This window comes from Roseobacter litoralis Och 149 (genome assembly GCF_000154785.2).
GTDB lineage: Bacteria > Pseudomonadota > Alphaproteobacteria > Rhodobacterales > Rhodobacteraceae > Roseobacter > Roseobacter litoralis.
This window is the reverse complement of record NC_015730.1, coordinates 1,090,808-1,111,950: the sequence shown is the minus strand read 5'-3', so window position 1 is coordinate 1,111,950 and position 21,143 is coordinate 1,090,808. Positions and strand designations below refer to the sequence as shown.

Annotated in this window: 20 protein-coding genes and 1 tRNA gene; 10 read left to right on the top strand and 11 right to left on the bottom strand. The window is 58.0% G+C overall.

Going from position 1 to position 21,143, the window contains the following annotated elements; genetic code table 11:
- Positions 1 to 511: 511 nt before the first annotated feature.
- Positions 512 to 597, bottom strand: a tRNA-Leu gene (locus tag RLO149_RS05135).
- Between the two features lie 129 nt (positions 598 to 726).
- On the opposite strand from RLO149_RS05135, the gene lipB reads away from it, so the two are divergent.
- Complete coding sequence (gene lipB / locus RLO149_RS05130; RefSeq protein ID WP_308443335.1) at positions 727 to 1,419, top strand: lipoyl(octanoyl) transferase LipB; 693 nt, start codon at positions 727 to 729, stop codon at positions 1,417 to 1,419.
- 199 nt (positions 1,420 to 1,618) lie between these two features.
- Here lipB and RLO149_RS05125 read toward each other — a convergent pair whose 3' ends face one another.
- Complete coding sequence (locus tag RLO149_RS05125) at positions 1,619 to 2,125, bottom strand: PAS domain-containing protein (RefSeq protein WP_158308138.1); 507 nt, start codon at positions 2,123 to 2,125, stop codon at positions 1,619 to 1,621.
- A gap of 315 nt (positions 2,126 to 2,440) precedes the next feature.
- On the opposite strand from RLO149_RS05125, the gene ctaD reads away from it, so the two are divergent.
- Both ctaD and RLO149_RS05115 read left to right on the top strand, forming a co-directional pair.
- Entirely contained in the window at positions 2,441 to 4,111 is a 1,671-nt protein-coding gene (gene ctaD, locus RLO149_RS05120; protein WP_013961010.1) for a cytochrome c oxidase subunit I, read from the top strand.
- A gap of 319 nt (positions 4,112 to 4,430) precedes the next feature.
- Positions 4,431 to 4,913, top strand: coding sequence for a DUF2244 domain-containing protein (locus RLO149_RS05115; protein ID WP_013961009.1), 483 nt, complete (start codon positions 4,431 to 4,433; stop codon positions 4,911 to 4,913).
- Positions 4,914 to 4,973: 60 nt separating this feature from the next.
- Here the strand turns inward: RLO149_RS05115 and RLO149_RS05110 are convergent, their stop codons facing one another.
- Together RLO149_RS05110 and RLO149_RS05105 are read right to left on the bottom strand one after the other, a co-directional pair.
- Entirely contained in the window at positions 4,974 to 5,693 is a 720-nt protein-coding gene (locus tag RLO149_RS05110) for a helix-turn-helix transcriptional regulator (protein ID WP_013961008.1), read from the bottom strand.
- 268 nt (positions 5,694 to 5,961) lie between these two features.
- Entirely contained in the window at positions 5,962 to 6,420 is a 459-nt protein-coding gene (locus tag RLO149_RS05105) for a GatB/YqeY domain-containing protein (RefSeq protein WP_013961007.1), read from the bottom strand.
- Between the two features lie 227 nt (positions 6,421 to 6,647).
- On the opposite strand from RLO149_RS05105, the gene carA reads away from it, so the two are divergent.
- Positions 6,648 to 7,808, top strand: a complete 1,161-nt coding sequence (gene carA, locus RLO149_RS05100; RefSeq protein ID WP_013961006.1) for a glutamine-hydrolyzing carbamoyl-phosphate synthase small subunit — start codon at positions 6,648 to 6,650, stop codon at positions 7,806 to 7,808.
- 707 nt (positions 7,809 to 8,515) lie between these two features.
- Positions 8,516 to 10,423: a glycosyltransferase gene (locus RLO149_RS05095; protein WP_013961004.1), complete on the top strand. Its 1,908-nt coding sequence runs from the start codon at positions 8,516 to 8,518 to the stop codon at positions 10,421 to 10,423.
- On the opposite strand, the gene RLO149_RS05090 is transcribed toward RLO149_RS05095, so the two are convergent.
- Positions 10,420 to 11,067, bottom strand: a complete 648-nt coding sequence (locus RLO149_RS05090) for a GntR family transcriptional regulator (protein ID WP_013961003.1) — start codon at positions 11,065 to 11,067, stop codon at positions 10,420 to 10,422. The genes RLO149_RS05095 and RLO149_RS05090 overlap by 4 nt on opposite strands.
- 108 nt (positions 11,068 to 11,175) lie before the next feature.
- Between RLO149_RS05090 and RLO149_RS05085 the strand changes: the two genes are divergently transcribed.
- From RLO149_RS05085 to RLO149_RS05075, 3 genes are all read left to right on the top strand, one after another.
- Positions 11,176 to 11,820 carry a pyrimidine 5'-nucleotidase gene (locus RLO149_RS05085; protein ID WP_013961002.1) on the top strand — a complete coding sequence of 215 codons (645 nt, stop codon included), beginning with the start codon at positions 11,176 to 11,178 and terminating at the stop codon, positions 11,818 to 11,820.
- 80 nt (positions 11,821 to 11,900) lie between these two features.
- Entirely contained in the window at positions 11,901 to 12,149 is a 249-nt protein-coding gene (locus RLO149_RS05080; RefSeq protein ID WP_013961001.1) for a hypothetical protein, read from the top strand.
- 60 nt (positions 12,150 to 12,209) lie between these two features.
- Positions 12,210 to 13,409, top strand: a complete 1,200-nt coding sequence (locus RLO149_RS05075; protein ID WP_013961000.1) for a UbiH/UbiF family hydroxylase — start codon at positions 12,210 to 12,212, stop codon at positions 13,407 to 13,409.
- Here RLO149_RS05075 and RLO149_RS05070 read toward each other — a convergent pair.
- The 3 genes from RLO149_RS05070 to RLO149_RS05060 form a co-directional block, all read right to left on the bottom strand.
- Complete coding sequence (locus RLO149_RS05070) at positions 13,402 to 14,529, bottom strand: aminotransferase class V-fold PLP-dependent enzyme (protein ID WP_013960999.1); 1,128 nt, start codon at positions 14,527 to 14,529, stop codon at positions 13,402 to 13,404. The genes RLO149_RS05075 and RLO149_RS05070 overlap by 8 nt on opposite strands.
- Positions 14,530 to 14,627: 98 nt before the next feature.
- Complete coding sequence (locus RLO149_RS05065; protein WP_013960998.1) at positions 14,628 to 15,083, bottom strand: Lrp/AsnC family transcriptional regulator; 456 nt, start codon at positions 15,081 to 15,083, stop codon at positions 14,628 to 14,630.
- Positions 15,080 to 15,535 carry an Lrp/AsnC family transcriptional regulator gene (locus RLO149_RS05060; protein ID WP_013960997.1) on the bottom strand — a complete coding sequence of 152 codons (456 nt, stop codon included), beginning with the start codon at positions 15,533 to 15,535 and terminating at the stop codon, positions 15,080 to 15,082. Before RLO149_RS05060 ends, RLO149_RS05065 begins: the two co-directional genes overlap by 4 nt.
- Positions 15,536 to 15,672: 137 nt before the next feature.
- On the opposite strand from RLO149_RS05060, the gene ilvC reads away from it, so the two are divergent.
- Both ilvC and RLO149_RS05050 read left to right on the top strand, forming a co-directional pair.
- On the top strand, positions 15,673 to 16,695 hold the full coding sequence (gene ilvC / locus RLO149_RS05055) for a ketol-acid reductoisomerase (protein ID WP_011568179.1): 1,023 nt from the start codon (positions 15,673 to 15,675) through the stop codon (positions 16,693 to 16,695).
- 73 nt (positions 16,696 to 16,768) lie between these two features.
- Positions 16,769 to 17,689 carry a DMT family transporter gene (locus RLO149_RS05050; protein ID WP_174270214.1) on the top strand — a complete coding sequence of 307 codons (921 nt, stop codon included), beginning with the start codon at positions 16,769 to 16,771 and terminating at the stop codon, positions 17,687 to 17,689.
- Positions 17,690 to 17,788: 99 nt separating this feature from the next.
- On the opposite strand, the gene glmM is transcribed toward RLO149_RS05050, so the two are convergent.
- From glmM to RLO149_RS05035, 3 genes are read right to left on the bottom strand one after another with little or no spacing between them, the layout of a single operon-like run.
- Positions 17,789 to 19,138, bottom strand: a complete 1,350-nt coding sequence (gene glmM, locus RLO149_RS05045; RefSeq protein ID WP_013960995.1) for a phosphoglucosamine mutase — start codon at positions 19,136 to 19,138, stop codon at positions 17,789 to 17,791.
- Complete coding sequence (gene folP, locus RLO149_RS05040; protein WP_085977358.1) at positions 19,131 to 20,144, bottom strand: dihydropteroate synthase; 1,014 nt, start codon at positions 20,142 to 20,144, stop codon at positions 19,131 to 19,133. Before folP ends, glmM begins: the two co-directional genes overlap by 8 nt.
- 2 nt (positions 20,145 to 20,146) lie before the next feature.
- On the bottom strand, positions 20,147 to 21,070 hold the full coding sequence (locus RLO149_RS05035) for a dihydroneopterin aldolase (RefSeq protein WP_013960993.1): 924 nt from the start codon (positions 21,068 to 21,070) through the stop codon (positions 20,147 to 20,149).
- Positions 21,071 to 21,143 lie beyond the last annotated feature (73 nt).

Genomic DNA, 21,143 nt, shown 5'->3' with positions numbered 1-21,143 from the left:
AAAGTAGAAACTGCGTTCGAAGGCTTTCTGCGCCGCCTAGTGCCCACAGACAAGCTTGTTCAGGTCGCAACAGCAATGTTTCGTGATGCGTGGAGTCAACGTACCGAGCAGGCCAAACAGGCAGACCGCGCTCTGGTAAAGCAAATTGCTGCAATCGATAAAGAAGTCGACGCGCTGCTGGACAACATCGTCCAGGCGAGCGCCCCTCGCGTGATTGCGGCTTTTGAAGCGCGCATCACCAAGCTTGATACCGAGAAGCAGATTTTGAGCAAAAGACGCACGCAAATTGCTGCGCCAAGCAAGGGCCTGGAAGAAATGTTAGAACTCTCCCTCAAATTCCTCGCAAGCCCTTGGAAAATATGGGCTACAGGCGATCTTTCCTTGCGCAGAACAGTCCTAAAACTGGCCTTAGCAGATCGCGTTCAGTATTATCGAAAAGACGGACTTAGAACACCAAAAACTACCTTACCATTCAAGGCCTTAAGCCATATCAATGACCAGTTTTTGAAAATGGTGCGGATGAGAAGACTCGAACTTCCACGGGTGTTACCCCACAGCGACCTCAACGCTGCGCGTCTACCATTCCGCCACATCCGCACGATAAATGGTCAGCGGTCTTTAGCCTGCCAAGGTAGCCTTGTGAAGAGTGATTTTTGCATTTTTCCAAAATCCACGAGAACAGACGGGATTGCGTGACAGACCTTTGCGCGCCGCCTCTGCTGCGGTATGGCTGCGCGTATGGTGGAATGGATCATCTCTGAGGGCCTGACCGATTTTCGCACGGCGGAGCGTTGGATGGAAACGCGGGCGACAGATATTGCCCAGGGCCGGGCGGCGGAATGCATCTGGCTGGTGGAGCATCCTCCGCTCTACACGGCGGGGACCAGTGCAAAGGAATCGGACCTGATCGACCCGGACCGCTTTCCTGTTCATGCAACCAAAAGGGGCGGGCAGTATACGTATCATGGACCCGGTCAACGCGTGGCCTACACCCTGCTTGATGTCGGCGCGCGCGGGCGGGATGTGCGCGCATTCGTTGAGCAACTGGAAAGATGGGTGATTTCGACACTTTCACAGTTCAACGTGACGGGGGAAATCAAGCAAGGCCGCGTCGGCGTCTGGGTGGAGCGACCGGAAAAACCCAAAACCGCGAACGGCGCAATTGCACAGGACAAGATTGCCGCCATCGGTATTCGGCTGCGCAAATGGATTTCCTTTCATGGGGTTTCCATCAACGTCGAACCCGATTTGAGTCATTTCAACGGGATCGTGCCCTGCGGAATATCCGAGCATGGCGTTACAAGCCTTGTGGATCTGGGGCTGCCTGTGACGATGAACGATCTGGATACCGCACTTATGCAGGAATTCGGTGAGGTCTTCGCAGGCCCCCTGCAGCCGGTGAAGTGGCGCGATTCGTAATTCAGCCACTTAAAACGCTGCCCTTTCGTCATGTCCGACACCGCGCCGCACGCCGAGGTACCGTCCCATCGGAATATGTACCACATCACCCGGTTTCGCCCTCTGACCAAGGGCGACAAAACCCCTGCCCGCGCATGAGGGAAAACTCCCGACACCACGCGCGCTGACAAACGCCCCCTCAGATCACCCGCTGCAAACCCTATATACTGTCAGCGCCATCGACGAGCTGTTGCTTTAACGCGGCATTCACCTCGTGCAAGTTCGCTTCGGCTGTTTTCTCTGCCGTGATGTCGAACGCGATGCCGATGTGGCGCAACACGCCCCCATCTGCCGCCCGTGTGAAAACCGTCTCAATCGAACGCAGCCAGACCTCATGACCATCGCGTGCGATTGCCCGATACTCCCAAACCGCTTGCTCATGATCGGCCAAGTCCTGCATTTCGGCCACATTGCCGGCAATGCGATCGAAATCATCATCGTGTATGATGGTTGGCAGTAAATCATCGCCCATCGCCTTGATGTCCTCCGGCGAATACCCGAGCAATTCCGCGATGCTCCGGTTGGAGTATTCGTTGCTCATGGTCTCATGATTGAACACATAAATGATGCCCGGCACCAGCGCCACGATCTGGCGCAAGAAGGTCACGCTGTCCGCATCGATCACGCTGGAGGATTCATACTGCCAGGGGATTTGTGCCAGTGCCATGGAGATCATCCTCTATACCCATACTCTTGTTGACCGCGGACATGGTCGGGGCATCAGATTGACACCTTGGGGGTAAAGGTTGCGTTAAAACCCAAGGCTGCCGGGGTCGAATCGCCACGAATACCCACCGGTATTAAGGCAAATGCGAAGGATAACGACCCGATCCGTTTGCGTGGCCGCAGGAATTTTCATTTTATCTTACACGTGCGGCATTAGGATCATTGCTCCTTGGCACAACACACTCTAAAACCGAGGTGAATCTATGGTCGGAACGGGAACCCCGGCCTGGACAAACACACAATCAGGAGGCACCGCATGGCAGACGCAGCCATTCACGGGCACGACCATCAAGACGAACGCGGGTTTTTCACTCGCTGGTTCATGTCCACCAACCACAAAGACATTGGTATTCTCTATCTGATCACATCCGCGTTTGTCGGGTTCGTATCAGTAGCCTTTACCGTTTACATGCGCCTCGAGCTGATGGAGCCGGGCGTTCAGTACATGTGTATGGAAGGCGCGCGTATGTTCGCCAGCGATGCGCTCTGTACACCCAACGGACACCTTTGGAATGTTTTGATCACCGGTCACGGTATTCTAATGATGTTCTTTGTGGTCATTCCGGCGCTCTTCGGCGGATTTGGCAACTATTTCATGCCGTTGCAGATCGGCGCGCCGGATATGGCCTTCCCGCGGATGAACAACCTGTCCTTCTGGATGTATGTCGCAGGCACCGCCTTGGCGATCTGCTCGGTCCTTGCACCGGGTGGTAATGATCAGGCCGGTTCGGGCGTTGGCTGGGTACTCTATCCACCGCTGTCCACGAACGAGGGCGGGTATTCGATGGATCTCGCGATTTTCGCGGTCCACGTCTCGGGCGCCTCCTCGATCCTTGGTGCGATCAACATGATCACGACATTCCTGAACATGCGTGCCCCCGGCATGACCCTGTTCAAAGTGCCGCTGTTCAGCTGGTCGATCTTTGTCACAAGCTGGCTGATCCTGTTGTCCCTGCCGGTTCTGGCGGGCGCGATCACCATGTTGCTGATGGATCGCAATTTCGGCTTTACCTTCTTTGATCCCTCTGGCGGCGGTGACCCGGTGCTGTACCAGCACATCCTGTGGTTCTTTGGCCACCCAGAGGTCTACATCATCATCCTGCCCGGCTTTGGCATCATCTCCCATGTGATCGCGACCTTCGCGCGCAAACCGATCTTCGGCTACCTGCCGATGGTCTGGGCGATCATCGCCATCGGTGCCTTGGGTTTCGTCGTCTGGGCGCACCACATGTACACCGTGGGCATGTCCCTCAACCAGCAGGCCTACTTCATGCTGGCCACGATGGTCATTGCGGTGCCCACAGGGGTCAAGGTGTTCAGCTGGATCGCGACCATGTGGGGCGGATCGGTGGAATTCAAAACACCCATGCTCTGGGCCTTTGGCTTTCTCTTCCTCTTCACCGTGGGCGGTGTGACCGGCATCGTGCTGTCGCAGGCCGCCGTGGACCGCTACTACCACGACACCTACTACGTCGTGGCACACTTCCACTACGTGATGTCGCTGGGGGCTGTCTTCGCCATCTTCGCCGGGATTTACTTCTACTTCCCCAAGATGACTGGCAAGATGTATCCTGAATGGGCCGGCAAGCTGCACTTCTGGACGATGTTCATCGGCGCAAACCTGACCTTCTTCCCGCAGCACTTCCTGGGTCGTCAGGGCATGCCACGTCGTTACATCGACTATCCTGAGGCCTTCGCCTACTGGAACCTGTGGTCAAGCTGGGGCGCGTTCCTGTCCTTTGCCTCCTTCCTCTTCTTCTTTGGCGTCATCGCCTACAGCTTGAAGTGGGGCCGCAAATGCACCGAAGCGAACCCGTGGAACGAATACGCGGATACGCTGGAATGGACCCTGCCCTCCCCACCGCCCGAGCACACGTTCGAGCAGCTTCCAAAGCAGGAAGACTGGGACAAGCAGCACAGCCACTAAGGCACACGTCAGAAACTTCCAGGAAAAGCCCCGCACCGCCGGGGCTTTTTCACATTCCGGGTCACCCGCAGTTTACCACTGACACATCGCCCCGACCTACCCCGCAGGCTCCGACGCAATACCGACGTGACACCGACGTCATACCGACAGACCATTTTGCTGATGTGACGGCCTCAAGAGACGCCCGCGCCATCAGCGAAAAACCACGTCGCACCCCTGTGGTCTGCGTGCCGCATTGCGCCGCGCCCCGCCCCTGCGGTAAACATCGATATAGCAACACCCCCGGTTATCTCACCCGCAACCAGACTGACGTCCCATCATGCCCTATCAATGGATTTCACAGCCCGACGAGACCCCGCAGACGTTGCGTCTGTGGCCGCATAATTCGCTGCCCCCGCAGGGGATGGCCGCCTTTGTGATGGCCACTTTCGCAATGATCCTGATCCCCGTGGTGACGATGCTCGGCTCGCCTGTGCTATGGGGCCTCCTGCCCTTTGTTTTATTGGCTGTCTGGGGCATATATCATGCCCTGCAACGCAACCGAAAAGCCCGCAATATCGTTGAGGTTCTGACCCTCAATGACGAGGAGGCACATCTGATCCGAACGGAGCCCACAGGCGCCACGCGGGAGTGGGATTGCAACCGCTATTGGACCACCATCACCAAATACGAAAAGGACGGACCGATCCCGCATTACGTGACCCTCAAAGGCATGGGACGCGAGGTGGAAATCGGCGCCTTCCTCAGCGAAGAAGAGCGTGTCGCGCTCTATGATGAGCTGCAACGCGCGTGGCGGCGCTAAAGCGTCATCCGGAAAAACCTGACTAATCCACCGCCGCCTGAAATCAATAATTTCAACGCGTTAGGGGATATGCGATGTTTTTGGCATCTCGTCAGACGCTCTGGGTCCGCCCCACTGGTTTTCTTCGCCCCAGAGATGGCGCAGCAAACCCGACTGTTCCGCAAAGCGATCCTCAAGAACAGTACATTCATAGATGCGATCTGTCCGAAAATGACGGAAGCCGGTGCGTAACTCACACCACCCTGCGACCATCACGCATTCCAGATGATAGATCAGCGCAAGTGGGCGGATAACGCGTATTGTGTCCGTGCCCTCACCACTGCGATAGGTGAGTTTGAGCTTTCTCGCATCACGGATGGCAGATCGCAGTGACGCAATCGACACGCACCCCTTTGACGGATCATCGCGCGGTGCGCCCCACGGGGACACCTGCAGCCAGTCGGCAGGACCGTGCAGCGCATCAACCTTCTGGTGAATACTCTTGGCCGCCGCCTCAAGCCCACTGTCCCCGGTGCGCACCAGCATCGCCAGCCCCACCCGCAGCGCGTCGATTTCATCGGCATCAAAATTCAGCGGCGGCAAGTCATACCCCGCACGCATCATGTACCCGATACCCGGTGCGCCATCGATGGGCGTCTGGCGTGCCTGCAAGGTCGCTATGTCACGATAGACCGTTCGCTTGGACACCTCCAGACGCACCGCCAGCGCATCCGCTGTCAACGGGCGCGGGGCTGCCCGCAAAAGCTGGATAATTTCGAACAGGCGGTCAGATCTGGCCATGGTGCACCCCTCTCGTCACTGCTGACACCTTATCACTCCCTGCTGACAACGTGCTGTCAGCAGGCTTGTGCGACAACAGTGAAAAAGAGAAAGGGCGCTTATGTACTCCTACGACGAATACACACTGTTACGGCTGCGTTTGGGGCGGTGGGATCCAGAGTTCACACCGAAACCCGTGCAGGTGCAGATCAAACTGATAAACTTTGAAAAATTGGTGCGCCGTATCAAGCAGTTGCTCCGCGGTCGACCGTTTCGGGTCAAAACCTGATCAGCTCAAACGTTCTTTGACGGTCGGACCAATTTTCCCGAAATCCATTTGGCCGGTGTACTTGCCTTTCAGCACACCCATCACTTTGCCCATGTCACGAATGCTCTCGGCGCCTATTTCGGCAATCGCCGCATCCACGGCGACTGCCGCTTCATCGTCAGACAGTTGTCGTGGCAAAAATTCTTCGATGACGGTGACTTCCTGACGTTCCCGCTCTGCAAGATCAAGGCGCCCGCCCTCTTCGTAGGCGCGCGCACTCTCGAGCCGTTGCTTCGCCATTTTGCCGAGGATCGCAAGAACCTCTGCATCGCCAACGCCTTCGTCGTTCCCGACGGCACGCGCTGCAATATCCTTGTCCTTGATAGCAGCATTGATAAGGCGCAGCGTCGATAGACGGTCCGCTGCCTTGTCTTTCATCGCCTGTTTCAACGCGGTCGAAACCTTCGTGCGCAAATCCATCGCTCACATTCCTTTTTGACTGTCCCGCGCCGATTGTCCTGTTGCCGAACGGGCGCGGTAAGGGGCAGACATTACCCAAAGCCCGGCGCCGCCGCAACACCCGCCGCTGCGTCATGTCGGTCGCGTCACAAGCGCAGCCAGCACGTGCCAATCCGCTTGACCCGATCTGTCCGCCCGTCTAGGTATCGCCAGATTTCGTCGGCATCCTTTTGCAGAAAGGTCATCCCATGACTGTCCCCGCGTCCGAGCGTCCAACCGCCTGTCTGGCTCTTGCGGATGGCACCCTGTTTTACGGGATGGGATTTGGTGCAACAGGCCAAACCGTGGCGGAGCTTTGCTTCAACACGGCCATGACCGGCTATCAGGAGATCATGACGGACCCTTCCTATGCCGGGCAGGTCGTCACATTTACCTTTCCGCACATCGGCAACGTGGGTGTGAACCCGCAGGATGACGAAACCGCCGACCCTGTAGCAGCGGGAATGGTGGTTAAGTGGATGCCCACAGAGCCGTCAAACTGGCGGGCCATTCAGCATATCGACGATTGGCTTACGGCCAGAGGACGAATCGCCATAGGCGGCGTCGACACCCGGCGTCTGACGCGCGCGATCCGTCAGTCCGGCGCGCCCCATGTGGCGCTGGCCCATGATCCGAGCGGCAATCTGGATGTTGAAGCGCTCGTCGCTGCTGCGCGCGGTTTCAGCGGGCTGGAAGGCGTTGATCTCGCCAAGGAAGTCACCTGCGCACAGTCCTATCACTGGAATGAAATGCGGTGGGCCTGGCCCGAAGGCTACACCGCGCAAACCGAGCCGAAGCATAAGGTCGTCGCGGTTGATTACGGCGCCAAGCGCAACATCCTGCGCTGCCTTGCAAGTGCCGGCTGCGATGTGACGGTGCTGCCAGCAACGGCGACATATGAGGATGTGCTTGCACACAAGCCGGACGGTGTTTTTCTGTCCAACGGGCCGGGTGATCCGGCGGCAACAGGTAAGTATGCGGTGCCCATGATTCGAGGCGTGTTGGATAACACGGACCTTCCGGTCTTCGGGATTTGTCTGGGCCACCAGATGCTGGCATTGGCGCTTGGCGCACAAACCATCAAGATGAACCACGGACATCACGGGGCCAATCACCCGGTCAAAGATCATGACACCGGGAAAGTGGAAATCACGTCGATGAATCACGGCTTTGCCGTTGATGCGCAGACGTTACCGGATGGGGTCGTTGAAACGCATACATCGCTGTTTGACGGGTCCAACTGTGGCATTCGCATGGATGGTCGGCCTGTCTGGTCCGTGCAGCACCACCCCGAGGCAAGCCCGGGCCCACAGGACAGCTATTATCTTTTCGAACGTTTCGCCAAAGCGATGGCAGATCGGGCCGCTTAGGTCGTTGCGCACCTGCGCTTTGGGTTGAATGATCCATATTTCAACGCGAGGGCGCTTGAATGTGAGCATTGGTTCGAGCCTTTGACGTCCGACGGTACAACCTGTGCAATGTCGTGTTTTGGCCGTTGGCGATGGCTTACGGTTTTAACCTTTATAGCCATCAACCTATAGGGGGCCACGAGACCCCTGCACACCTGAAATTCGTATTTGCCGGAGTGTCTCGGTGACCGCGTAACGGTTACACTGGATAGCACTGGCGCGATTATTGCAGGCGCGCGACCAAGCGCACCCTTTGTTTGTATTGCCGCCGCATCCGAACATGTGCCGCCTGACGGATCTCGGGTGATGACCGCCTCTCGGCCCCGATCTGCGCTTTCGCATCCTCCTAACAGATTTAGACGCGATAATTTGCAGTTCCAAATGAGACGTCGCACCAAGGTTTTCCTGCCATTTGGCTCGCTGAACGCTGTCAGTCACATCGGCGGTGAACTGCAGAAGTAAAGGCATGTTAAGCATATATGACTATTTCAGAGTGATGGTTCGTTGCCAAAAATTCGCAGACCTTGGGCAGAGTGAAAGTGCCCCAACCAACTGATTGGCGCCGCGATGCGGATTAACAGAAATATCCACGCACTGTTTTCGGTAACAGTTCATTAACTGCGATCTGCAAGACTGCATCGTCCTCTAACGATGCAAGGCAATCGACGATGAATGACATTCACCTGCGTTTGTCTGACAACAAATCCAACGCGCCCCCCGTAACGCATCCTCCCATTGGCCGCCTGTTGGTGGACCGGGGCAAGATTGCGCCAAACGACCTGACCCATGCGTTGAATTTGCAGCGTCGCATCGATGCGCCATTGGGTGACATCATGATCTCCGAAGGGCTGATCAACAAAAAGGATGTGTTGAGTGCGCTGGCCGCACAGGCAAGGGCAGAAGGCGCCGATCTGGAGCTGGAGCCGCCGGCCATGGAGATGGCAAACCGACTGCCTGCTTCGCTGTGTCTGCGCTATGGCGTGGTTCCATGGCGCGAAGACGCGCGGGCGCTTTATGTCGCCACCAGCAGCCCGACGGGGTTTACGCAGTTGCTGGAAGCCTGCGGTCCTCAGGAGCGACAGCTTTTTCCCGTCATTGTTGATGACGCACAAATTCAAGCCCATCAGAGCCGTCTTTATGGCAGTGAGTTGGCGCAAGGGGCCGCCTCGCGTGTCCCTGTGGAGGAAAGTTGCCGCAGTTGGGCAGGTCGCGGGCGTCACCGTCTGATCTGGGCGGCCGCCGCCTTTTGTCTGCTGGCGGCATCGCTGGTTTTTGCCCCGTCTTGGTCCATCACTGTGCTGGCCCTCTGCGCGATCATCACGCTGTTGATGACCAGCACTTTAAAAGCTGCTGCGTTGTTCATTTACCTCAGGAGCGGACAATCGGCGCACGCTCCTCCTGTAGACTTCAAGCCGTTTCGCATGCCGCGTGTGTCCGTTCTGGTCCCCTTACTCAAGGAAAAGGAAATCGCCGGACAGTTGATCGCACGTCTCAGCCAATTGACCTATCCCAAATCCCTTTTGAACGTTGTGCTCATACTCGAAGAGGGCGACACCCTCACGCGAGAGACGATCAAACGCACTGAACTGCCCGACTGGATGAGCGTGATTGAAGTCCCCGAGGCGGGCGGGCTGACCACCAAGCCGCGCGCGCTCAACTATGCGCTCGACTTTTGCAAGGGATCAATCATCGGTGTCTGGGACGCTGAGGACTGGCCCGAAGCCGACCAGATCGAGAAAGTCGTCACACGCTTCAACACCGCCTCCGATAACGTCGTCTGTTTGCAAGGCATTTTGGATTATTACAATTCGCGCAGCTCATGGCTCGCACGCTGTTTTACAATCGAATACGCCATGTGGTGGCGCATCGTTATGCCGGGCATTGCCCGCTTGGGCCTTGTGGTGCCGTTAGGGGGCACAACCTTGTTCTTCAAACGCTCAGCACTTGAGGAACTGGGCGGCTGGGACGCGCATAACGTAACCGAAGATGCCGATTTGGGCGTACGGCTCGCGCGGCATGGCTACAAAACAGAACTCTTGCCCACCGTCACGCGCGAGGAGGCCACCAGCCGACCATGGGCGTGGGTGCGACAGCGTTCCCGATGGCTCAAGGGCTTCATGATCACCTATTTTGTCCATATGCGCCGCCCCGGCGCGCTTTTGCGCGATCTGGGCTTCTGGCGGTTCATGGGCGTGCAGACCATTTTTCTTGCCGCTGTGTCGCAGTTTGCAGCAGCCCCCGTATTGTGGAGCTTCTGGCTCACTTTTTTTGGCGTGGCCCATCCCGTGACCATGACCCTGGGCGCACCAATCATGTGGGGGCTTGCCGGGTTTTTTATTACCACCGAAGCCCTCAGCCTCGCCTTGGGCGTGGTGGCGGTCTCCGGAAAAGGACACCGTCACCTGATCCCCTTCGTACCCACCATGATGTTCTATTTTACACTTGGCACGGTCGCTGCGTACAAAGCCTTGTGGGAACTGGTGCGCGCGCCCTTCTTCTGGGATAAAACCCAACACGGCGTGAGCGCACAAACCGACCCAAATCCTCGAAAACCGGGTTTGGAAGACGGTTGCTAGACCTCTTCCTCGCGGCGTTTTGCATCCTGCTTTAGTCGCGTTATGAACGCCACGGAAATGTGGTCTCTGAGGGCCACATAGGCCGCTTCTTCGTTCTTTTCCTCAATGGCACGCACGATCCCGTCATGTTCTGCCTGCGCAATCGCGCCGCGACCCTGCGCTGCCAGCGACGTCGTCGCCATCAACGCCATCGTGCGATGCACCAGATCAAGTTGCTGCACCAGATATCTGTTGTGCGAGGCAAGATGCACCTGCTTGTGAAACCGCCGATTCGCCCGCGCCAAAGCGACCGGATCATCAATAAGAGCATTGTCGGCCTCAACCATCTCGCGCAGAATGCGGACCTCTTCCGGCGTTGCATGTTGCGCGGCCAATCGCGCCGCCAGACCTTCCAGCTCACGGCGCACGACATACAATTCCGCCATCTGATTGTGATCCAAAGACGCGACAATCAGGCTTCGACCATCCCGTGCCAGCAAGGACTGCGTCTCAAGGCGCTGCAGCGCTTCGCGGATTGGCGTACGCGAGACACCGAAACGCTCTGCAAGCTCGCTTTCGACCAGCCTGCTGCCCGGCCTGTAAATCCCGAGGTCAATCGCTTCGAGGATCATCGAATAGGCATCTGTATTCTGAGGCTTTTGCATGGTCTGAGGTGGCCTTTCGTTTCTCTCTTTTCATCTTAACGACGCCACAAGGCGACACGCAAGCCCTGCACACTTGCCTTGGCTCTCCTGAGCTTTTAGGACTAGCGGATGGTTAAAGCTGCTTTTTCGGATGTGCGCCACTGGGTCTTTGATCTTGACCACACGCTATACCCCCCATCTGCCCGTTTGTTTGATCTCATCGAGGTGCGCATGACCGCATATGTCATGCAAGCGCTTGGGGTTGAGGAGCAGCAGGCAGATCACTTGCGCAAACAGTATTGGGCGGAACATGGCACAACACTTGCAGGTCTCATGCGCGAACATGATGTCGATCCGGGCCCCTACCTGACGGATGTACATGATATCCCGCTGGATCGCCTGTCACCTGATCCGCAACTGGCGAAAAACATTCGCGCCCTTCCCGGGCGGCGCATCGTTTACACTAACGGCTGCGCACCCTACGCCGAAAGGGTGTTGGAGGCGCGCGGGTTAGCAGGCGTCTTTGATGCGGTTTACGGCGTTGAACATGCGGACTTCATGCCCAAACCGGACCATGCAGCCTTCGAAAAAGTATTTGCCAGAGATGGCGTGCAAACCAAGACCGCCGCCATGTTCGAAGATGACCCCCGCAACCTCAAGGCACCACATGCCATGGGCATGCGCACGGTCCATGTGGCAGATCAAGCGGACAACGGCGATCACATCCATTTCCACACCGATGATTTAAGCGGGTTCCTGGCAAGGATAATTTAACCGACCAAATGCGACAATCAGGCTCATTCCGCAGTGCAGCGGGCATCCTATCTACCAATTAGACCAAACAGGAGAGTTTAATGAGCCTTGCTGCCACACCGACCCGATTGCCGCTTTGGCAGCGGATGTTTTTCGCGCTTCCCATCATCGGCTGGATCGCAAAAGACCTTCTTTTCGGGGATAAAAACAACGTCTGGTTCGCGCTGATCGGTTTTGTAAGCCTCTGGCTGTCGTCTGCGTTGATATTCGGGTTGCCCGGTCTTTACCTGCCGGCCCTCGCGCTGGTGCCGATCATTTTTGTGACTCTTCTCTTCATTACCTGGGCCTAGGTTCGTGATGGTCATCCAGATCTGATCCGGATATTCCGGGCGTAACGGAACGGGAATGCTATGACAGATCTAACGTGTGATATTCTGATATCGGGTGGTGGTATCGCAGGGCTTACGGCGGCAGCCGCGTTCGGCACCGCAGGTTTTGATGTGATCTGTGTTGATCCTTCCCCGCCGATCACCGATCGTGCCGATCTAAAGGCTGATATGCGTTCAACCGCCATGTTGCAGCCCGCACGCGAGGTGTTAACCGCTGCGGGCCTGTGGGACCGGCTAGCGCCGCACGCCTCCCCCTTGCAGGTCATGCGCATCGTGGATGCTGGCGGGCCAGAGCCACAAGCGCGCATGACAAAAGACTTCAACGCCTCGGATGTGTCGGATCTGCCTTTTGGTTGGAACCTGCCCAATTGGCTGCTGCGCCGCGAAATGGTGGAGCGGCTGACTGAATTGCCAAATGTCGATTTCCGCCCCGGCACAGGAACGAAATCCCTGTTCACGCGGGAAAACGAGGCCCGTGTCGGATTGACGGATGGATCGCGCGTGCGCGCCAAACTGGTGGTGGCCGCGGATGGGCGCGCCTCGCGCATGCGCGAAGCCGCAGGTATCCCGGTAAGCACCACCCGCTATGGGCAAAAAGCGCTGGCATTTGCCGTAAAACATCCGATCCCCCATGAAAACGTATCGACCGAAATACATCGCACGGGCGGCCCGTTCACCCTTGTACCGCTTCCGGATCATGAGGGGATGCCATCGTCGGCGGTGGTCTGGATGGATGACGGCCCCGTGAGCCAACAGCGTTTCCATAGCGAAGTGGAGCGCTTCGAAGAAGAGATGTCTGAGCGCAGTTGCTATTTATTCGGTCCGCTATCTCTCGCCTCCCACCGCACGATCTGGCCGATCATCACGCAAAAAGCCGACCGCCTGTCCGGTGAGCGCCTCGCGTTGATCGCCGAAGCGGCCCACGTTGTGCCGCCCATCGGGGCGCAAGGTCTGAACATGAGCCTTGCCGATACATCGACGCTGCTGGCGCTTGCGCAGGAACGCCCAGAGGGGCTTGGTGATCGCAAGATGCTGGATGCGTATCACAAGGCACGCGATAACGATATTGCCCTGCGGGTGCGCGGGATTGACCTGCTGAACCGTGCCAGTCAAGTGCACACGCCCGCCCTGAGAGACGCGCGTGCCATGGGGTTGAATGCCCTATATGCGCTCGGTCCCGTCCGGCGCACCCTGATGCAGATGGGACTTGGCGTCAGATAACGTCGTCCAGCACCCGCGACAGGCGGGCAAGGGTCCCATCGACGTCATAAAGCTTGTCTAGCCCAAAGAGCCCCAGACGGAATGTTCTGAAATCAGCCGGTTCATCGCACTGAAGCGGCACACCCGCCGCGATCTGCATGCCCTGCGCCATGAACTTCTTGCCATTCTGGATATCCGGATCGGCGGTATAGCTGACCACGACGCCCGGTGCGCCAAACCCATCCGCCGCGACCGAAACGACCCCTTTTGCGGCCAGCATGTCGCGCACCCGGTTGCCAAGGTCCCATTGTGCATCCTTCAGGCGCTCAAAACCGTACTCCCGCGTTTCCAACATTGTGTCGCGGAACGCGCGCAACGCATCCGTAGGCATTGTCGCGTGATAGGCATGCCCGCCATTTTCATAGGCCTGCATGATGCTGTGCCACTTGCCCAGATCAATCGCAAAACTGTCCGACTGCGTCTCGGCCAAGCGTGCCACGGCACGGTCCGACAGCATCACAAGCCCCGCCGACGGGGACGCGGACCAGCCTTTCTGCGGCGCTGAAATCAGCACATCGACACCGGTTTTGCGCATATCAATCCACGCGCAGCCCGACGCGATGCAGTCCAGAACCATCAACGCGCCGACCTCATGCGCGGCGGCCGCCATCGCGGTGACATAGTCATCCGGCAGAATGACACCCGCACTTGTCTCAACGTGCGGTGCAAAAACCACATCCGGTTTTTGCTCGCGAATGGTCGCGACAACCTCTTCGATTGGCGTCGGTGCAAAGGGGGATGGGCTGGCGTTTCCGGTCTGGCGTGCCTTGAGAACCGTGGCCCCCGACGTCAATCCACCTGTTTCGAAAATCTGGCTCCAGCGGTAAGAAAACCAGCCATTACGCACCACCAATACGTCCGCATTGCGCGCGAATTGCCGGGCGACCGCTTCCATCCCGAAAGTCCCGCCGCCCGGGATGATCACCACCGCGTCCGCACTGTAGACGTCTTTGAGCATACCAGAAATGTCGTTCATCACCTGCTGAAAAGCAGCGCTCATGGAGTTCAACGACCGGTCGGTGAACACAACCGAAAACTCTTCAAGGCCATCGGGGTCAATTGTGTCAAGCAAGGCAGCCATTTGTATTCTCCTATTCATTCTAGAGTCCCGTTCTAGCGCGCCCCGGGACAAGGGGCAAAGCCTGCTTTGACGCACCTGTGCATATTCTTACCCGTCGCCTATAGCGGCCCGGGCAAGCGTTCCTCGCTCAAAAGCACATTCGCCTCGACCTCACCAGCACCGGGCAGTGTCATGATCCGGCGGCGCAGCACGCGTTCAAAGTCGGGCAGATCACGCGCCACCACGCGCAGGCGGTAATCATAGAGCCCCAGAACATGCTCGACCTGCTGCACTTCGGGGATCGCGCTGACCGCCCGCTCAAAATCTTCAAGGCTGACGCGCCCCTTGGTGGCGAGTTTTACGCCCAGAAAGACCGTGACCCCAAAACCAAGGCTTTGCGCATTCAGGCGCAGGCGGCGACCCCGCAACACCCCCGCCGCCTCAAGTTTGCGAATGCGTCGCCATGTCGCAGGCTGTGACAGGCCAAACCGCCGCCCCAATGCGCCGGCACTTTGCAACGCGTCATCGGCAAGGGCGCGCACAAGGCGTCGGTCAATATCATCCAATTCGATCATATGGGCAGTGCCTCTTCGGATTTGATCCGGGCGATCTGCATCAGGGCTTCGATGTCGGCGATATGCGGCAGGGTCAGAATGCGGTCGCGATAAATATCGTGATAATGTGGCATATCCCGCGCGATGATGTTCAGACGCGCATCAACGCGGCCCAGAAAGGTCTGAATTTCCGTAACCTCGGGAACACCCCGCGCCGCTTCGATGAATTCATCAAACGCCCGCGCGACGGTCTTGTCCAAAGTGACACGCAGCGATACCTCAACCGAATAGCCCAACGCAGCCCAATCCACGACCGCGCCCACTCCTTCTATAACGCCTGCGTCCTGCATCCGCGCCAGCCGTCGTGCGGCCTTTCCGGGCGAGATCCCGACACGTTCAGCCAATTCGGCCGAATTCAGGGTGGCGTCCGCTTGCCAATGGCGCAAGAGACTCCGATCAACCGTGTCGAGCATGATTTTACCGTTTTCTATTAAATTAACAAATGAATACTGCAAAAACTGTAGAATTTCCAGAGACTCAATCGCTGGTATTACCGGGATATGCGGGTATTGTGCACCCCAGCATAAACCAAACAGAAGGAGCGCCCGACATGCGCGTTTATTACGACAGAGATTGTGATGTAAACCTGATCAAGGACATGAAAGTCGCCATTCTCGGTTATGGCAGCCAAGGTCACGCGCATGCGTTGAACCTGCGCGATTCAGGTGCCAAGAACCTCGCCGTTGCGCTGCGCGAAGGATCTGCCTCTGCCGCAAAGGCCGAAGGCGAAGGCCTGCAGGTCATGGGCATTGCCGAAGCCGCCGCATGGGCCGACCTGATCATGTTCACCATGCCCGATGAGCTTCAGGCCGAAACCTACAAGAAATACGTCCATGACAACATCCGCGAAGGGGCCGCAATCGCATTCGCGCACGGTTTGAACGTCCATTTTGGCCTGATCGAACCCAAGGAAGGCATCGACGTCATCATGATGGCGCCAAAGGGCCCCGGTCACACGGTGCGCGGCGAATACACCAAAGGCGGCGGTGTTCCCTGCCTTGTTGCAGTGGACAAAGACGCCTCCGGCCGCGCGCTGGAAATCGGACTGTCCTATTGCTCTGCCATCGGCGGCGGGCGCTCGGGCATCATCGAAACCAACTTCCGCGAGGAATGCGAAACCGACCTCTTTGGCGAACAGGCCGTTCTGTGCGGTGGCCTCGTTGAACTGATCCGCATGGGCTTTGAGACCCTTGTCGAAGCAGGTTATGCGCCGGAAATGGCCTATTTCGAATGCCTGCACGAGGTTAAATTGATCGTTGATCTGATCTATGAAGGCGGCATCGCCAACATGAACTACTCGATCTCGAACACGGCGGAATACGGCGAATATGTCTCCGGCCCGCGCGTCTTGCCCTATGATGAGACCAAAGCACGCATGAAGGCGATCCTGACGGACATCCAGAACGGCAAATTCGTCCGTGACTTCATGCAAGAGAATGCTGTGGGCCAGCCACACTTCAAAGCGACACGTCGCATCAATGACGAGCACCAGATCGAAGCAACAGGCGAAACCCTGCGCGGGATGATGCCTTGGATTTCTGCTGGTAAGATGGTTGATAAATCCAAAAACTAAGCGTCCAATATCTCTGATCGATGCTCACCCCGGCGCAAGGCGTCGGGGTGACTTTTTTAAACAGAAAGAACATGTGTCCCAACAGCCCCGCATAACAGCTACCAGCTGGCTTATGGTCGCGATCCTTGGCGTGACGTGGGGCGCAACATTTCTTGTTACAGAAATCGCCCTTGAGGGTATGACGCCGTTTTGGCTCGCGGCGGGTCGCATCGGGTTTGCAGCAATTCTGATGACAGCCATTTGGGGGGCCTTGGGGTTTCGCCTGTTTGAAAGCCCGCCCGACCGGAGCGTCTGGGGCGCAACCCTTTTCATCGGCGCGTTCAGTTCCGCCGTTCCCTTCATTTTGCTGGCGTGGGGTCAGCAGTTTGTCACTGCCGGATTTGCAGGCGTCTCAATGGCGGCTGTGGCGCTGATCGTCTTGCCACTTGCGCATTTTCTGGTGCCCGGCGAAATCCTCACCCTTCGCAAAGGGGTCGGGTTCGTCATCGGGTTTGTCGGCGTCTGCATTTTGATCGGCGGTCAGGCTTTTGACACAACCGGCGCCAGTCTCGAGCCCCTGGGCCGCGTCGCCTGTGTTGGCGCGGCAAGTTGTTACGCCGTCTCTTCAATCGTGCTGCGCCGCTTGCCTGCAGTGGATGCCATCGGGCTGTCCACGCTTTTGCTGTTGATCGGCATGGCGGTCGTGGTTCCCGCTGCGTTTATCGTCGAGGGCCCTCCGGTGGTGCCGGACAGCAAAACGCTGTGGGTGCTGGCCTTTTTGGGGCTGGTGCCGACCGCAGCTGCGAGCCTGCTGCGGGTGCTTGTGGTGCGCACAGCGGGCCCGGTGTTCATGTCACTGGTCAATTATCAGGTGCCTGTGTGGTCTGTCGTATTGGGCGCGCTTTTGCTGAGCGAGCCGCTGCCCCCCTCCCTGCTTTGGGCCATGATCCTGATCCTGAGCGGCGTTGGCCTCAGCCAATACGGATCACTTAATCGGCTGTTCAGGCGCGGCTAAACCGCCTTGCGTAAAACCTGAGTCACCCACCGCTGCCCGAAATCAGAGGTTTCAACGCGTTGGGTGATATGCGATGTTTCTGATATTTCGTCAGACGCTTTAGGTCCCGCCCACGGCATCCGCAACAGCTTCGACAACGCTATCAACCGCCCGCTCCATTACCGTCTGATCCTCGTGTTCTGCCATCACACGCACCAGTGGTTCGGTGCCGGATTTGCGGATCAACAGACGCCCCTTAGCGGACAGATCAGCCTCCGCCGCCGCAATGGCGGCTTTGACGCGGGCGTCCTCAAGCGGGGTTTGACCTGCTGTAAACCGCACGTTCTTGAGCAATTGCGGCACTGGTTCAAATCGGTTCAGCAAAACGCTTGCGGGCTGGTCGGCTTGCGTCATCGCCGCCAGAAACTGCAACCCCGCCATCAGACCGTCCCCCGTGGTCGCGTAATCCGTCATCACGATGTGACCCGACTGCTCCCCTCCAAGGTTAAACCCCCCGGCGCGCATCCGTTCGACCACATATCTGTCGCCAACCGCGGTGCGTTCCAGCTTCAGCCCCAGATCGGTCAGGAAATGTTCCAAGCCAAGGTTGGACATCACCGTGGCGACAAGCGCGTTATTCGCCAGTTTGCCGCGTTCCGCCCACCGCTGCGCCATAAGGGCCATGAACTGATCGCCATCCCCAACCTTGCCCGTTTCGTCGATCAGGATCACGCGGTCGGCATCGCCATCAAGGCAGATGCCCACATCAGCACCATGCGCCACGACCATTTCTGCCGCGGACTGCGGGTGCGTTGATCCGCACCCTTCGTTGATGTTCTTGCCATTAGGGGACACGCCCATCGGAATAACCGTAGCACCCAGTTCCCATAATGCCTCAGGTGCGACACGGTGCGCTGCACCATTTGCGCAGTCGATGACAACTTTCAGCCCGTCAAGCCGCCGCTGGCGAGGAAAGGAGGTCTTGAGCCGTTCGATGTAGCGAAAACGCCCATCATCAATGCGTTTGGCCCGCCCGATATCATTCGCTTCCACGGCATCGACACCGGACGCGATCAGCGCTTCGATCTCCTGCTCGGCCTGATCCGACAGCTTGAAGCCGTCAGGGCCAAAAAACTTGATCCCATTGTCACAGGCCGGGTTATGGCTGGCCGAGATCATCACCCCAAGGTCCGCGCGCATCGACCGTGTCAGCAGACCGACCGCAGGTGTGGGCACCGGCCCCAGCAACAGCACATTCATCCCCGTGGAGGTCAGACCCGCCGTCAGCGCGTTTTCAAACATATAGCCTGATAAACGTGTATCCTTGCCGATCACCACACGGTGCGCGACCGATCCATCACGCCGGAAATATTTACCGACGGCGGCACCGATACGCAGCGCCATCTCGGCTGTCATCGGGTGCTGATTGGCTTTGCCGCGCACCCCATCTGTTCCAAAAAGCTTATCCATGCCCATGTCCTGCCACGACCGCACGCCAAAGCGCAATGGCCTGCAGGGTCTGTGGCACGTCATGAACGCGCACAATTTGTGTCCCATGTTTCAAAGCCGCGAGCGCGACCGCCAATGACCCCGGCATCCGGTCACGCGCCTTTTCGGCCCCGCCGAGTGTTCCGATGAACTTTTTGCGCGACGCCCCCAACAGGATCGGCACGCCCAACGCATGAAACAGGGACAGATGCGATAGCAGTCTGAGATTGTGCTCAAGCGTTTTGCCGAAACCAATCCCGGGGTCAGCAATGATCTGATCGCGCGGCACACCGATCTGCACCAGCCGGTCAATTTGCAGCGCCAGAAAGTCGTATACATCCAGCAGCACGTCGTCATACTCGGGTCGGGCCTGCATGGTTGCGGGATCCCCCTGCGCATGCATGACACAGACGGGCACCTGCCGCGCAGCACAAAGCGGCGCGAGATCAGCATCAAACGTAAACCCGGAAACATCATTCACCAATGTGGCCCCCGCGTCGATCGCGGCCTCGGCGACAGGTGTTTTGCGGGTGTCGATCGAAATGGCCATCGCGTGGCCCGCCTGGCGCAGAGCTTGAATAACTGGCGCTGTCCGTTCGATTTCTTCCAGTGCTGGCACCAGCTGTGCACCCGGTCGGGTGGATTCCCCCCCCACATCAAGGAGGTCCACACCGACCATTTGGGCCGCACCTGCCAAAGCGTCAGCAACCGAATGATGAGTGCCGCCGTCCGAAAAGCTATCCGGCGTCACGTTCAAAATCCCCATGACACGCGGTTTGTTAAAATCCAGCCCGGCAATCGACACGCGTTCTCGGGTGAGAGTTGTCAAAACAGCCGGTGGCGCATCCGTGGCGGGAATGACCTGTGACGGGCGCCCCCGTTCCAGCACCTCGACATCCGTAAACCACGTCCAGCCCCCGGCCAGCGACATAGCACCGCGCGGGCGCACGGGCCCCGATTGCAGGAGCGGGCGAAAATAGGGCTGCACGTCTACCAGACTTCGGCGTCGATCGAAACGCTGCGAAGTGGCACAGACGCCTCGGTTGGCAGTGCGGCCCCAATGACGACCATTTCGCGCGCACCAAGGGTTGCTGCAAACCATGCAGCCAAGGCAACAGCATCGCGCGGTTGCGCGGATGGACCGTCCACGGCATCAAGTACAATCTTGGATGGCGCCCATACCGAGGACTGGCCGTTTTTCATCGCCCAATCAAGCTCTGTGCGGGTCGAAACCACCACACAGCGGTCGTCCTTGGAGGCCAGCACCCAGGCATTCTGCTCAATGGCCAGCAGGTCGATCCGGCGTTGCGCCATACGATGGTTGATCTGCGGGGCCCGTGTGAGTGATGCGCCCACACAAAACACCACGGGACGATTAGATTTCTCAAGTTGATCAATCCACGTCTTCAGATTTGGCGAGGCAATCGCCTCATTGCTCAGATACAGCAACTCAGGGCGAACGCTTGCGCTCTCAGCCTCCGGTGCGGCATTGAGCGTGCTGGTCGAGCGCACGATCTCAACCCCCAGCGCGCCCGGTCCCCGGTCGAGCTTTTCGATCCGAACGAAGGCCCGCATCGCCTGAGGCTCCAGCAAAATACGTTCCGCGACGCGTTCCGCCAGCGTTTCGAGCAGATTTAGGCGTTCATCAGCCAGCGCGCCAGCTATTGCTTCGGTCACGCGGTCGTAGCTGAGTATGCGATCAACATCATCGTCGATTACACCGGTGAGCGGCTGCACCTCCACCACAACGTTAAAGCAAATGCGTTGGGTGACCCCACGCTCGGCCTGAAACGCGCCGATTTCAACCTCGACGATATGATCGCGCAACGAGATGCGATCCAGTGGCATTTTGTCAGCAGTTGCCTCAGACCTCTCGGAAGGATGCGCAAAAGCAAGTCGTATTTCGGAACTCATTCAGAACGCCTCTCTTCCCGTACATTGAACGCCATCTTACCGAAAGCGCACCGGGGAGCAAAGCTCAGACCGC